The organism is Cutibacterium equinum (assembly GCF_028021195.1).
Lineage (GTDB): Bacteria > Actinomycetota > Actinomycetes > Propionibacteriales > Propionibacteriaceae > Cutibacterium > Cutibacterium equinum.
Window position 1 is genome coordinate 2,322,288 of sequence record NZ_CP115668.1, and the last position, 13,309, is coordinate 2,335,596.

Annotated in this window: 12 protein-coding genes; 6 read left to right on the top strand and 6 right to left on the bottom strand. The window is 62.5% G+C overall.

What is annotated here, in order from left to right; translation table 11 throughout:
• Positions 1-150 precede the first annotated feature (150 nt).
• Positions 151-2,319, bottom strand: coding sequence for a cation:proton antiporter (locus O6R08_RS10535; protein ID WP_271419378.1), 2,169 nt, complete (start codon positions 2,317-2,319; stop codon positions 151-153).
• Positions 2,320-2,683: 364 nt separating this feature from the next.
• Between O6R08_RS10535 and O6R08_RS10540 the strand changes: the two genes are divergently transcribed.
• Both O6R08_RS10540 and O6R08_RS10545 read left to right on the top strand, forming a co-directional pair.
• Entirely contained in the window at positions 2,684-3,250 is a 567-nt protein-coding gene (locus O6R08_RS10540; RefSeq protein WP_271418055.1) for a WhiB family transcriptional regulator, read from the top strand.
• A gap of 72 nt (positions 3,251-3,322) precedes the next feature.
• Positions 3,323-4,078, top strand: a complete 756-nt coding sequence (locus tag O6R08_RS10545) for an HAD family hydrolase (protein WP_271419379.1) — start codon at positions 3,323-3,325, stop codon at positions 4,076-4,078.
• A gap of 47 nt (positions 4,079-4,125) precedes the next feature.
• Here the strand turns inward: O6R08_RS10545 and O6R08_RS10550 are convergent, their stop codons facing one another.
• From O6R08_RS10550 to aat, 5 genes are all read right to left on the bottom strand, one after another.
• The gene (locus O6R08_RS10550) at positions 4,126-5,451 is read right to left on the bottom strand and encodes a DUF4921 family protein (protein ID WP_271418056.1); all 1,326 of its coding nucleotides are present in this window, start codon (positions 5,449-5,451) and stop codon (positions 4,126-4,128) included.
• Positions 5,448-6,722 carry a serine--tRNA ligase gene (gene serS, locus O6R08_RS10555; protein WP_271418057.1) on the bottom strand — a complete coding sequence of 425 codons (1,275 nt, stop codon included), beginning with the start codon at positions 6,720-6,722 and terminating at the stop codon, positions 5,448-5,450. Before serS ends, O6R08_RS10550 begins: the two co-directional genes overlap by 4 nt.
• Before the next feature lie 131 nt (positions 6,723-6,853).
• Positions 6,854-7,765 carry a PRC and DUF2382 domain-containing protein gene (locus tag O6R08_RS10560; RefSeq protein WP_271418058.1) on the bottom strand — a complete coding sequence of 304 codons (912 nt, stop codon included), beginning with the start codon at positions 7,763-7,765 and terminating at the stop codon, positions 6,854-6,856.
• Positions 7,766-8,318: 553 nt separating this feature from the next.
• Entirely contained in the window at positions 8,319-8,528 is a 210-nt protein-coding gene (locus O6R08_RS10565) for a prephenate dehydratase domain-containing protein (protein ID WP_333907897.1), read from the bottom strand.
• Between the two features lie 27 nt (positions 8,529-8,555).
• Positions 8,556-9,287, bottom strand: coding sequence for a leucyl/phenylalanyl-tRNA--protein transferase (gene aat, locus O6R08_RS10570; protein ID WP_271418059.1), 732 nt, complete (start codon positions 9,285-9,287; stop codon positions 8,556-8,558).
• A gap of 192 nt (positions 9,288-9,479) precedes the next feature.
• Here aat and O6R08_RS10575 point away from each other — a divergent pair, with 192 nt between their 5' ends.
• The 4 genes from O6R08_RS10575 to O6R08_RS10590 are packed head-to-tail and all read left to right on the top strand — an operon-like array spanning position 9,480 to position 13,142.
• On the top strand, positions 9,480-10,430 hold the full coding sequence (locus O6R08_RS10575) for a metal ABC transporter substrate-binding protein (protein WP_271418060.1): 951 nt from the start codon (positions 9,480-9,482) through the stop codon (positions 10,428-10,430).
• 54 nt (positions 10,431-10,484) lie between these two features.
• Positions 10,485-11,234: a metal ABC transporter ATP-binding protein gene (locus tag O6R08_RS10580; RefSeq protein WP_271418061.1), complete on the top strand. Its 750-nt coding sequence runs from the start codon at positions 10,485-10,487 to the stop codon at positions 11,232-11,234.
• Between the two features lie 8 nt (positions 11,235-11,242).
• Positions 11,243-12,190 carry a metal ABC transporter permease gene (locus O6R08_RS10585; RefSeq protein WP_271418062.1) on the top strand — a complete coding sequence of 316 codons (948 nt, stop codon included), beginning with the start codon at positions 11,243-11,245 and terminating at the stop codon, positions 12,188-12,190.
• A 1-nt stretch (position 12,191) separates the two neighbouring features.
• Complete coding sequence (locus tag O6R08_RS10590) at positions 12,192-13,142, top strand: metal ABC transporter permease (protein ID WP_271418063.1); 951 nt, start codon at positions 12,192-12,194, stop codon at positions 13,140-13,142.
• Positions 13,143-13,309 lie beyond the last annotated feature (167 nt).

Sequence of the window (13,309 nt, forward strand, 5' to 3'; positions counted from 1 at the left end):
GCCAACATGGCTGACAAGGGCTGCCACTGATTCGACGAAACTCCCACGACCAGAAGGAGAAGAGGCATCCGGTGGAAGGCGACAGGAAACGACCGGCGCCACCATGACGAAGGACCTGACGACGGCACAGCCACCCTCAGGTCCTTCTTCTCACCACTCGCTCGGTGAGTCCGCCGACATGGGCGACGCTCTGCCCGGACTCAGCTGATCAGTATGGGGTCGAATCGGTTCCTCGTCGCGCACATCGGCAATGGACCCGGACTCAGCCCTCTCTTCATGGGCTGTGGGAGCAGCAGGACGGGACTCGTCCTCGGTCGCGACCAAGGAAGCCTTCTCCGCTGCCGCCTTCTCCTTCTCCGCTGCCGCCTTACGATCGGCGTCAATGCGATCTCGAACCGCCTCCTCTGACGACGGCACGGACATCGTCTGACGCTTCGGTTCCTCATCCTCAGCAGGAGCAGGTTCCGGAGCTTCCTTCCACTCGTCGCCCAGGTAAATGATGGTGTCGCCATCCTTGGGGTCACTCATGTCGACGTTTGCGACACTCACCGACGACGGCTTGACGACAAACATCACGACAGCCTCGGGGAGGGCTTGGCGGAACTGCTCCCAGGTCCGATCCTCGTCCAGCTCGACCCGGCGCACCCTCTTGCCGCTGCGCCACATCTTGTCCATGGCCGAGTGGGTTGCCGGCGGGTCGAAAGCTGTCCTCGCCTTGAGGATTTGCGCAGTGCCAGTGGTCGAATCCTCGTCGTCACCCTCATCCAGACGCTCAAGCTGGAACACGTTCGCCCGCCCCAACGCGCGCCGGTAATGCACCGACGCGATCGAGTTGGTGTCATCGTCGGGGGTACAGGCCACCATCGACGCGATTCCTGCGAGGTCCATGTCCTCAGTCGCGTACTCGGAGAGGAAGTCTGCTGCCTCGCACCTGAGTCCCGCTTTCTGGGCAGCGTAGAGGTCGTAGGCACGTCGGGTGACGATGAGGGTGGGGACGTCCAGGTCGCGCAGGGTTTTCGCGGTGTCGATGCTCCATGCCGGTGATCCCGCAAACATCACTCCGCGCGGACTTGCCGACGCCAACCCGAGCTTCTCAGCAAGCCTGCCAATACCCAGACCGTAAATGGCCACCGTGCAGACGATGACGAGGAATACCAGCGGCACGAGCCGGTCGACCTGGCTTGCCATCCCCGTAATCTGGTCAGCGAACGACATGAGTCGTTGAGCCCGCTCGGGGTCGGACTCGGCGATCTCCTTGGCCTGCTCCTTGACATGGCTGGCAGACTCGCTGAACTCCATCGCAAAGATCGATGCCACCGATGCGGCCACGATTCCTCGCGGAGCCATGAACGCCATGAGGATTCTCTCCTGGCGTGTCGTCTCAGTGCGCAGCAACCCCAGCATCACCGAGACCGGCCGGATGACCAGCACGAGCAGGGCGACGAAGATCAGGCCCGTGGGCAGGATGTCGACGATCTGGGAGGGTGTCACCCGTCCGGCGAGCATGATGAACAGCACCCCAACGAGCAGTACCTGCAGGTGCTCCTTGAACTCGATGACGGGCTCAAGCTCGAGGTTGCGCTGGTTGGCCAGGTAAATGCCCAGCATCGTCACGGCGACGAGCCCCGACTCCTCGCGCAGGAAGTTCGCTCCGACGAAGGTACCGACGGCCACCCCGACGAAGATCACACCCTGCAGGAAGTCCGGGATGAGATGTCGTCTCATCATGGCGGTGAGTAGCCAGCCGATAGGAGCCGCGAACAACAACCCGACCAGCAGAGTCAGGCCCAGGTTCAACATGCCTTGCCCGATCGAGGACCCGTCGATACTGCTGATGCCCTGATAGACCAACAGGGCCAGGATCGCACCCAACGGATCGACGACGATGCCCTCCCATCTGAGCAGGGCACTCACCCGTCGAGTGGGTCTCAGCTGACGCAGGATCGGATTGATGACCGTCGGACCGGTGACGATGAGGATCGCGCCCAACAGCAGGGACACGCGACCGTCGAACCCCAACACCATCGCAGCCAGGGTGATGAGGAGCCACGCGATCCCTGCGGTGATGGTGCACAACCGAAAAATCGGTCTTCCCAAGTCACGAACTTCGCGGAGTTTGAGCCCAAGTGACCCTTCGAAGAGGATGATTGCCACTGAGAGGTTGACACCGTCAAACAGGAGTTGCCTTCCGAATATTTCGTCGGGAGTGACCCACTGTCCGAGGGCGAAACCGATCACGAGGAGGAACAGCAGCGCGGGTAGGCGTAAACGCCATCCGAGCCACTGAGCACCGACCGCAAGTGCGAGGACGAGTGCCATGTATGTTGCTGCATCCACCTTGGCACTCTAACCGGCACAGCGCCGGTTTTCCCACGCGGGACGGGTCGGGCTGAGCGCCAGTGGGGCTGGCAAGCCCTTGGACGCCGGCAATGTGGACGAAAGTCCGCTGGATTCACGATCAGCTGTCCAAAAGTACAGATCTGGCTGTACTGAAGGCCACCGTTGCCATCGGCCTCAGCGGCGTAACACCCCGAGATGTGTACGTACACATCCGCCTGGCGCGCCCTGTTGAAGCCGAAATACCGTCACCGTCGACGTCACGTCAACGCCTGAAACGCACTTGTACCATCACAGCCAGTTGACGTTGAAACACGCCGCCTTGGCCCATCGGAAAGGAGCCATCGTGAACCGGACGAGCGACCGCACCCTCCCGGCCTGTGCCAACCTCACAGCAGTTTTCCAGCATCCCCTGCTCGAGGGTGACAGCGCTGCCGCCACACCCGACGAGCACCGCCTGGAGCGCGCACTGCGGACCCAAGCTCAAGCCGCCTGCTCCGCCTGCCCCCTCTTCGAGCAGTGCCTCGAGAATGCCATCCTCAACCATGACGTCGCCGGATTCGCTGCGGGCACAACCCCACGTCAGCGTTCGCGCATTCGCTCCCGCCTGGGGGTACGAGTTCGTCCCGAGGACTTCGAGTCCTACGCCGGGGTCATCAGTCCCGGCCGCCAGGTGTCCACCCAGGATGTTGTCAAACTGCGTCAAGCCCACCCTGACCAGCCGTTGAGCTTCATCGCAGAGCGTCTCGGCTGCTCACTGTCCACCGTGAAGCGGCACATGCGGCAGGCTCGCGACACCTCGTCAGCTCCACGCCACAACGCACCCGCGAAAGCCAAGATGACCAGCCTGGCGGCCGCGTACGAGACGGTGACCGGACGCCCGCACCCGAGGCGCGCAAGGTTGGCTGCCTGAGAAAGTCACGTTGTGTTCACCGCATGATCATCGCATGGTGGCAGGCTGGCTAACATGACATTCAATCCTCGTATGGTGGCCCTCGACATCGACGGCACCCTCGTCGACATGAAGGGCGAGCTTCCGGACTCGGTCCGTAAGGCGGTTGCCAAGGTCGATGTCCCCATCGTCCTGGCTACCGGGCGAGGGCTCTTCGGAGCGATACCCGTCCATAAGGCTCTCGGCTTGCAGGGAGGACACGCGGTGGTGTCCAACGGAGCCGTCACCGCGACGATGTCGCCTGTCGAGATCGAGTCCCACGTCACCTTTGACCCGCGGCCCATCATCGATCACGTCATGGACGTCTACCCGCAGGCGCTCATCGCGGTCGAGGAGGCCGGCGTCGGTTACCGTCTCAACCAGCTCTTCCCCACCGGGGAGCTGCAGGGCGAACTGCGCATTGAGACCATTGACGAGTTGCGCTCCCGTCCGACGCCCCGTGTCATCATCCGCGACCCGAACGGTTATGCCGACTCCTTCCGCGACCTGGCCCACAGCCTCGACCTGCACAGCGTCTCCTACGTCATGGGCTGGTCGGCGTGGCTGGACATCACTCCGGAGGGCGTGACGAAGGCCTCTGCCCTCGACGCCCTGTGCCGCCTCAAAGGCGTCGACCCCAAGGACGTGCTGGCCATTGGTGACGGCAACAACGACGTCGAGATGTTGCAGTGGGCTGGACGCGGAGTCGCTGTCGGTGACGCCCCCGACTCGGTCAAGGCCATCGCCGACGACGTGGCTCCCTGCTTTGCCGAGGGCGGCACTGCGGTTGAGCTGGGCCGCTGGTTCTGAACCCACCTCGGCCCACGCAGGGCTGCCCCGACGACCAGGGAACGGCCTCAATCGACCCGCCCTGCCCGCAGCACACCCGGCTCAATGTGACACTCCTCCCCCAGGTCCATCGGGGCGATACGTCCTGCCTCCCGTGCGTCGACAAGCTTCGGCAGCAGCATCGCGGTCAGAGCCGTCGGTGAAATGGTGTTGACGTAAATCTTCGTCCCACCCTCGAACCCAGCCAGGGTGGAGGTGCGCAGTTTGAGGATGATCCGCCACGGCACCGGCACTCCGACCCCCATCGGACGGTAATGCCACTCCTCGTTGGCCGGCACGTCATCGCTGACGGCGACATGGGCGGCGTGCAACAAGTCCGACACGGCGTCAATCCCGTCGTCGTCAACACGCCAGGGCTGGTCGGCGCGACACGTCGACCACACCTCGACCGACGGGTACCTGTGTCCAAAACCGACCGTCATGATGGCACCCTCGTTGCGGGCCAGCACCAGGCCGTGCTCTGCGGCGAATTCAGGACCCCAGCGATTGAAAATACCTGGGTCGAGGACAGCCTTGGGAAGCACCGACTCGTTGTCAGCTCCCACCTCGTCAATGGCCACCAACTGCTTGTGCAGATGGTCGAACGACGCCCCGGCCGGCTTGAGCCAGTTCTGGAAGGCCACCACGTAGCGCACGTGCTCGTTGTGCCGGTGCAACTGGGCCATCGAGTCAACGGTCAACGCCATGAAGGCCCGGTGCTCGTCAACAGTCAGGCTGGCCGATCCCGCGACGTCTGCCGTCGTCGTCCCCTCATCGGTGTAGTGACGACGAGCGACGATGACGTCGTGCCCACCGGCGAAAAAGGCCGCCGAGGCCTCCCGTAACTCATCTGAGGTCAAATCCTCCCCGCGCCGTGACGACCCCATCGCCGTGAACTTGGCGTCGAGGATCGACCTGACATGGGCCTCCCCTTCCGGGCTCGACAGGTACTCCTCCTGCCAGTCCCGCGAGGCGCGCGGCAGGTCCATCCCCCAGTTGAGCTGCCAGTACTGCCACGACAGGATCTCAAAGAGATTGGGGATCCGTCGGAATTCCGGCACGGTGGCGTCAAGCTGATCTGCCGGGACGTGACGCAGGAGGTCGTGGCCGCGCACCAGACCGCCCTCCCGCTTCACCAGCCGGGTCTTCTCCGGAGGGGTCGACAAGAGGTTGTCCGGGCAGAAGGCGCAGGTCGCGCGACGATCATGGTCGGTGAGTTCTCGGGTCTGCGTCACCGGTTTGCTCAGCGGACGAGCCCCGCGACCAGGCACCGTCCAGACCTTCGTGCCCGTGAACGGGTTGACCTGCTTGATCGTGCCATCGGGTAGTTCCCGGTAGTACGGCTCGTCGCTCACGACAACGGCTTAAGGAATTCGCGACCGCCGAGGTAGGGACGCAGCGACTCGGGCACCCGGACCGAGCCGTCAGCTTGCTGATGGTTCTCCAACAGCATGATGATGATGCGGGTCATCGCGCACAGGGTGCCGTTGAGGGTGGCCAGCGGCTCGACCCCGTCAGGTCCGCGGTGGCGGATGGAGAGGCGACGAGCCTGGAAGGTCGTGCAGTTCGAGGTCGAGGTGATCTCGCGGTAACGATTCTGTGTCGGCAACCAGCCGTAGCAGTCGTACTTACGAGCAGCCGAAAGGCCCAGGTCACCGGAGGCGACGTCGAGCACCTGGAACGGGATCTCCAGCGCCGAGATGAAGTCCTTCTCGAAGCTCAGCAGCTTCTCGTGCCAGCCCTCGGCCTCCTCGGGGAGGCAGTAGACGAACATCTCGACCTTGTCGAACCAGTGGACACGGAAGATACCGCGGGTGTCCTTGCCGTAGGAGCCGGCCTCGCGTCGGTAGCACGGGGAGAAGGCGACGTAGCGCTTCGGGAGGTCGGCGTCGTCAAGGATCTCCTCGGAGTGGAACGCCGCCAGGGCAACCTCGGAGGTTCCCACCAGGTATTGATCGTCCTTGGGCAGGTAGTAGACGTCGTCAGCGGCCTGGCCGAGGAAGCCGGTTCCCTCCATCGCCGACGGCTTGACGAGAGCCGGCGGAATCATCGGGGTGAATCCCCACTGCGCCGCCTTGGACATGGCCAGGTTCAGAAGGGCGAACTCCAACTGGGCCCCCACACCGGTGAGGACGTAGAACCGGGAGCCGGAAATCTTGGTGCCGCGCTCCATGTCGATCGCGCCGAGGGCCTCACCAATCTCGAGGTGGTCCTTGGGCTCGAACCCCTCGGCGGCGAAGTCTCGCGGGGTTCCGTTGGTCTCCTTGATGACGCCCTCGTCCTCGCCACCAGCGGGAACGCCGTCAATGACGATGTTGCCGAGGGTCTTGGCGAGTTCGACGAACCTGGCGTCGGCCTCGTCAGCGGCCTTCTTGAGGTCGGATACCTCGGTGGCGATCGACTTGGTGCGAGCCAGCAGCTCGGCCTTCTCGTCGCTGGATGCCTTGGCGATGCGCTTGCCCAGCCCCTTCTGTTCAGCGCGCAGGTTCTCGTGGGCGGCAATGGCCTCACGACGAGCCTCATCAGCGGCGACGATGTCGTCGACGACCGAGGGATCCTCGCCGCGGGCGACCTGGGAGCGGCGAACGGCGTCCGGATCCGTTCGCAGGAGCTTGGGATCGATCATGTGGCTGATCCTACCGGTCGCAGGCCGGCAAAAAATCACAGGCTACGTGGACGCGACAGAGCCCGGGTATGTCACCCGGGCCCTGTTGACGTTTTTGTCAGGCGCTCACGCCATCGCGTGAGTTCTTGACGTCACTTGTTCTTCGGCTGGTTGGCCTGATCGATGTCGATCTGTTCCTTGGCAACCTCACCGGACACGGTCTGGGTGCCCTGGGTGGTGTCCTTACCGATGCGGATCTTCTCGGCAGCAACGGTCTCCTTGCCGACGACCGCGCGCTCCTCATGGGTCACGATGTCCTGGGTGCCCTCAGACAGCTGGACGTCGTCAGCAGCGACCTCCTCGTCGAGAGGAACACGCTCGACGTGGATTTCCTCCCGCTCGACCGGAACCTGGACGGTCTCGGTGTCGTGGACAATGTGCTTGCGGATGCGGACGCGACCGGTTTCGACGCGCTCCTTACCGACCTTGAGGCGCTCCTCATGACGAACGACGGAGCCATCCTCGGCCACCGGGGACTTCTGATCGGCAGTGGTCTGGGCCTTGGTGTCGGCGACCTTCTGGTTGTTGGCGTCGGCGACCTCGTGACCGGAGACACCGTTGCCAGCAACACCCTGGTTGCCATTCGTCTCAACGGTCCGCTGGCCAGCCACTCCCCCGGCGACACCGTTTCCAGCCACGCCCTGATTGGCATCCTTGGTGGCGTCCTTCTCGGAGCCGAAGGCATCGGAGTAGTAGCGGTACAGGGCGTCGGTCTCATCCTCGGAAAGATGGCCGTCGGGGTCAACGTTCGGAGCGTCCTTCACCTTGTCCTTGGAGTAGGGGGCGCGGACCTGGTCACCGGAGATGTCGAGGCCCTGGTACGGAACGAAAGTCTCGTTGCGTCCAAACAGACCGGTCTTGACGGTCACCCATGCCGGCTGGCCGGAAGCATCGTCAAGATAGACTTGGCCGATTTCGCCAATCTTGTCACCGGACTGGTCAACAACGGTGCGATCATAGAGAGCGTCAATATTAGCGTGCGTAGGGGTCTCATGAGTCGGCATTCTTAAGTCCCTTCGTCTAGATTTCCGCGATATCCCAATCGGGGAGCCGACTGGGATCAGTTGACGCCTTCAACGATACAGACTTGAGAGTCATATTCAACCCCCTCCACCTCACGCTTATGGAATTTTTCAAAACCCCTTGCTTAGCGAATCTAAATATGTTACAGCTTGCACTCTCCACGAAGATGTTTTCGTTACCATTTCCCCACGATTCGCCGGAACCACCCCTCTGCCCCGCGTCATCCTCATCGCAGAAGCCGCAGATGACATCCGGGTCTCCAGGCGCCGCAAACACCCTTGTAGAAGCGTTCGGATAGAACCCAAGGAAGAACATCTGGCGACTGATTCGATATAGCCCCTCGAGCACAGCCGTCATCCTCTCATCCACGACGTGGCCGACGACGTCGATGGAGAAGAGATACCCACCAAGACGACCCTTGGCTAATCTCGACCCAATTCTCGACAATCAATTTCGCGGAACGAGAACTGCTGCAGGAGTTACACCAAGGCACCAAGATGATCGCTCACGGGAACGATGACAACAGATGTGCGATCACTTCTTGCTTCGAGCAATCTTTTGGCCACTTCTTGCTACCACAATAAATCTCGTGGCAGCATCCGGATTATCGGCAATATCTTGTGCCAGGGCTGTCGATCCGTACATCGGTCCTGCAACTTCGGCGCAAACGGCGGCGTCAAAACGTGATTGCGGATCCGACACCGGTCGGGCTGACGCCTTGGCGCACGCCGTCACGCCAGCCACGAGATCACCACAGCAACCCCGATCCCGTCAGGCGGACATGTCTTCGAGCCGATCAAGGAGCTGGGCGCCGTTCCATGCCGGGTCATCCGGGCTGGTCCACTGTGGGGCCGGACGGTCCAGAGCGCGCTCGAGAAGGTCGAGATATTCGCTACGGTCAACCTCGGTGACGCCCAGACTGGCCAAGTGCGGCGTGCTCCACTGCACGTCCAACAATCCCTCGCCGAGTTCACACACCAACCTCAGCAGAGCCGTCTTGGAGGCGTCGCGGCCATGTTGCGGGTCGTGGAACATCGATTCCCCACTGAACAGACCGCCCACATTGACGCCGTAGAGCCCACCCACGAGACGCCCCTTGTCGTCCCAGGTTTCCACCGAATGGGCCCAGCCGCGTCGATGAAGGTAGCCATAAGAGTCGATGACGCGGCCATCGATCCAGGCGTTGGGGCGATCCGGGTCGGCGCATCGTGCGATGACCTCGTCAAAGGCACGGTCGACGGTCGTCGTCTGATGTTTGGTCGTCTTGCGCAAGCTGCGAGCGACCTTGAGATGGCCGGGGAGTAGAACACCTCGGCGCATGGGAGACCACCACGCCATCGCGCCCTGAAGTTGCGGGGGTACCTCGTCGTCAGCGATGGGCATCGGAAAGACACCCTCGTGGAGCGCCGTCAACACCAGTTGGGGGCCGAGCACCCCAGTGATCGCGATAAGGTCTTGGTCAGGCCATTGATCCGGGTCTCCGAACAGTTCTGGAACCGTCACCAACCTGGCCTCCTGTTGTCGCCGCCGGTCCATTGTCCCACCCTGGCAGCGACACCGTGTGTCGACGATGGTTGCGACTCAGCTACCAACATTAACCACCTCAATTATTAGGTAAGGCTGGCCTTTGCTAAAGTCGCGGTTGCTCGGGTGAACACACGAGCGCACATCTCACACACTCTAGGAGCCAGGCTCATGAAGTCCTCCATTCTTCGATCGGCCGCCGCCGTCGTCGCAGCATTGACCATGGCCGCCGGCATCGGCGGCTGTTCTGCCGAGAATTCCGACACCGGATCCGGTAATTCCGACAAGAAGACCCTCAACGTCGTCGCCTCCACCGGATACCTCGGAGACGCCGTCCACAACATCGCCCCCGACGCCAAGGTCAAGGTGCTCGTCAAGCCCGGCGGCGACCCCCACACCCAGGAACTGTCCACTGGTGACATCGAGGCCATCGAGAAGGCCGACGTCGTGGTCTGGACCGGCCACGACATGGAGCACCACATGATGGACCACTTCGACAAGCTCGGCAACAAGCAGGTTCCCGCCGCTGAGTCCATCCCCGAGTCCGATCTGCTCCCCTGGGAGGAGGACGGCAAGGTCGAGGGCCACGATCCCCACGTGTGGAACTCCCCTGACAACTGGAAGCACGTTGTGACCGCCACTGCGAAGAAGCTCGGCGAGATCGACAAGGCCAACGCCGACACCTACAAGAAGAACGGCGAGGAATACAACAAGAAGATCGACGAGGAGAAGGCCAAGGCCGGCAAGCTCTTCGACCAGATCCCCCAGGATCGCCGTATCCTCGTCACCGGACACGATGCCTTCAACTACCTCGGCAAGACCTACAACATCGAGATTCACGCCACCGACTTCGTCTCCTCGGAGTCCGAGATGAGCGCCGCCCAGCTGGACGACCTCGCCAAGCTCATCGCTGACAAGAAGATCAAGACGATCTTCCAGGACAACCTCAAGAACCCTGAGGCCATCAAGCACCTCAAGGAAGCCGTTGCCGCCAAGGGTGGGTCCGTGACTGTTTCTGACAAGCCGTTGTACGCTGACTCCCTCGGCGAGGAAGCCCCGGTCGACACTTACCTGGGCGTCTTCCAGTACAACGCGGAAACCATCACCAACGCTCTCAAGTGAGCACAGCGGTGTTGCCCACTGCAGGTGGGCGGCACCAGCCTGCAAGGAGAAGCCATGACCTCATCCGAACCCACGGCCCTCGAGGTTGACGACCTCACCGTCGCGTATCAGGACACCATCGCCCTGTCCCACGCCACCCTCAGCCTGCCCACGGGTGAGGCCCTGGCTCTCCTCGGCCCCAATGGAGCTGGCAAGTCCACCCTCATGAAGGCCATCCTCGGGCTCGTCCCCACCCTCACTGGATCCGTCCAGATCTTCGGCAAACCCCTCAACCAGATGCGTCGACGCATTGGGTACATGCCGCAGGCTGCCGAGGTCGACTGGGACTACCCGGCGACCGTGGGCGACGTCGTGGCTCAGGGAACCTTTGGCAGGCTCGGATGGTTCAAGCGCCCCGGGGCCGCCGAAAAACAGATTGTCCGGGAGTCGCTGGAGACCGTCGGCATTGCGAAATATGCCGACCGGCACATCACTGAACTGTCCGGTGGTCAAAAACAGCGGACCTTCATGGCGCGAATCCTGGCTCAGCGCCCCGACTTCTTCTTCATGGACGAGCCCTTCGCCGGGGTCGACGCTGCCAGTGAACGCACCCTGATGTCAGTTCTCGACATGCTCGTCTCGGAGGGGAAAACCCTCGTCATCGTCCATCACAACCTCGCCAGTGTGGCTGACATCTGTACCTGGGCGTGCCTGCTTGCCGAGGGGAAGGTCGTCTCGGTTGGTCCCCTTGCCGAGGCCTTCACCACCGAGACGGTCCACACCGCCTACGGCATCAGCGACGACATCTTCACGGGGGCACGATGAGCGCCCTCATGCTGACCCAGATCACTCCTCTGACCGGGATCATCCCCGCATCGGAGTTCTTCGGCAGCTACACCTACCGGACGATGCTCATCGGCACGGTTCTCATCGGATTGTTCTCAGGTGGGCTGGGGTGTCTGCTCTACCAGCGCAAGCAATCCCTGCTGGCCGACGTCATTGGTCACTCCGCGATCGCTGGGGTCGTCGGGGCCTTCATCGTGTCGGCAGCGGTGTTCCACGTCAACGGCCGCTCCATGGTCACATTGACCATCGGTGCCGTCATCTCCTCAGCCCTGGCCGCGCTGTTGGCCAACGCGATCAGCGCCCACTCCCGGGTGAGTATCGACGCGGCGATGGCCATCTGCCTGGCGCTTTTCTACGGCGGTGGCATGGTCGGGCTGCGCATCATCGCCGGGTCCACCCTGCCCAACCGCCAGGGAATCAACACCTACCTCTTTGGCAACGCAGCCACCCTGACGACCGAGGACAACACCGTCATCCTCATCTTCGGGCTCATCGCGGCCACGGTAACGGCCTTCACCTGGCGTGGGCTGACACTTTTCATCTTCGATCCGGTGTTCGCGACAATGTCCGGGTACCGTGGGCGGACCGTTTCGACGATTTTGTTCCTCGTGACGACGACATCCATCGTCATCGGGGTCAAGACCGTGGGTCTTGTGCTCATGATTGCCTTCGCGATCATGCCGGCTGCCACAGCCCGACTGTGGGTGCGACACATGCACACCATGATCATCCTGGCCGCCATTCTGGGGGCGCTGTGCGGAGCTGTCGGCTCGTATCTGGCCGTATGCATGGGCCGGGTTCCTACCGGTCCGGTGATTGTCGTCGTGCTGTTCGTCGTGTTCGCCTTCTCGATGGTCTTTTCCCCGCATCGATCCTTGACGCAGATTCGGGTGTCGCGGCGTCGCGCACTGGCAGCACAGACGGAGGGGAACTGACATGCCACTCATCACCTCCATCCTGCTGTTGGCTATCGTCACGGCTGTCACCTGCTCGGTGCCCGGGATTTTCCTCGTCCTACGCCATCAGTCAATGCTCGTTGACGCGATGTCGCATGCAGTGCTGCCGGGGATCGCCATCGGAGCGCTGCTGTCAGGGTCGTTGAATTCCCCGCTCCTGGTCATCATCGCGACCCTCATGGGGTTGATCGTCGTCATTGGCGCTGAATGGCTGGCCCGCACCGGACTGGTCACCGGCGACGCCAACCAAGGGCTGATCTTCCCGGTGCTGTTTTCCATCGGCGTCATCTTGTTGTCGACAGTGTTGACCGAGGTTCACATCGACGAGTCGACGATTCTTGCCGGCAACATCAACCTTCAGGCACTGTCGGTGAACCACATCGTGTTGGGCACGATCGACATCGGCCCCATCACCATGTGGAAGGAGATCGTGGTGTGTGTCATCACTGCGGTCTGCCTCTTCGCGATGCGCCGGGTGCTGGCGGTCGCGACCTTTGACCCGCAACTGGCTCGCACCATGGGCCTGCCAGTCCGGTTGACCAACGGAATCCTCATGTGCCTCATCGCCCTGACAGTGGTGGTGTGTTTTGATGCGGTGGGGTCCATCCTCGTCGTCGCACTCATGATTGCTCCGCCGGCCACCGCTCTCCTGCTGGCGAAGACCCTGCGCCGGATGGCGGGATGGACCGTCGTCGTAGCGGTGGTTTCGGCCGTCATCGGGTTCGAGCTGGCGAAAACCTGGGACCTGGCAACCTCGTCCATGATGTCGGCGGTCTCCGGAGTGGTGTTCCTGGTTGTGCTGGTCGGCACGACCATCGCGACGCGCATTCGACAGCGTTCCCTGGCCAAGAAACCAGCCCGGACCGAGGTTCAGGTCTCCGACAGCCGGGCAGGGTCCACGAAGGCCCTCACCGACGCTGCGCTGTCCTGACGGCGGTCCGGATAACCGACGGTCGCCGTTAACTGTTCGGGCCGGTCACACAGTTCGTTTGCGCTCACTGGCCGTTTTGCGCTCACTGGCCGTTTTGCGCTCACTGGCCTTGCGGGCTTGTCCCGCCATTGACGTCTCGGTGATTTTTGTCAGCCGAGGGTGGGGCC

Coding starts and splice junctions, on each gene's coding strand:
- O6R08_RS10535 (WP_271419378.1), bottom strand. CDS start 2,319: ATGGCACTCGTCCTCGCACTTGCGGTCGGTGCTCAGTGGCTCGGATGG.
- O6R08_RS10545 (WP_271419379.1), top strand. CDS start 3,323: ATGGTGGCCCTCGACATCGACGGCACCCTCGTCGACATGAAGGGCGAG.
- serS (WP_271418057.1), bottom strand. CDS start 6,722: ATGATCGATCCCAAGCTCCTGCGAACGGATCCGGACGCCGTTCGCCGC.
- O6R08_RS10560 (WP_271418058.1), bottom strand. CDS start 7,765: ATGCCGACTCATGAGACCCCTACGCACGCTAATATTGACGCTCTCTAT.
- O6R08_RS10575 (WP_271418060.1), top strand. CDS start 9,480: ATGAAGTCCTCCATTCTTCGATCGGCCGCCGCCGTCGTCGCAGCATTG.
- O6R08_RS10580 (WP_271418061.1), top strand. CDS start 10,485: ATGACCTCATCCGAACCCACGGCCCTCGAGGTTGACGACCTCACCGTC.
- O6R08_RS10585 (WP_271418062.1), top strand. CDS start 11,243: ATGCTGACCCAGATCACTCCTCTGACCGGGATCATCCCCGCATCGGAG.
- O6R08_RS10590 (WP_271418063.1), top strand. CDS start 12,192: ATGCCACTCATCACCTCCATCCTGCTGTTGGCTATCGTCACGGCTGTC.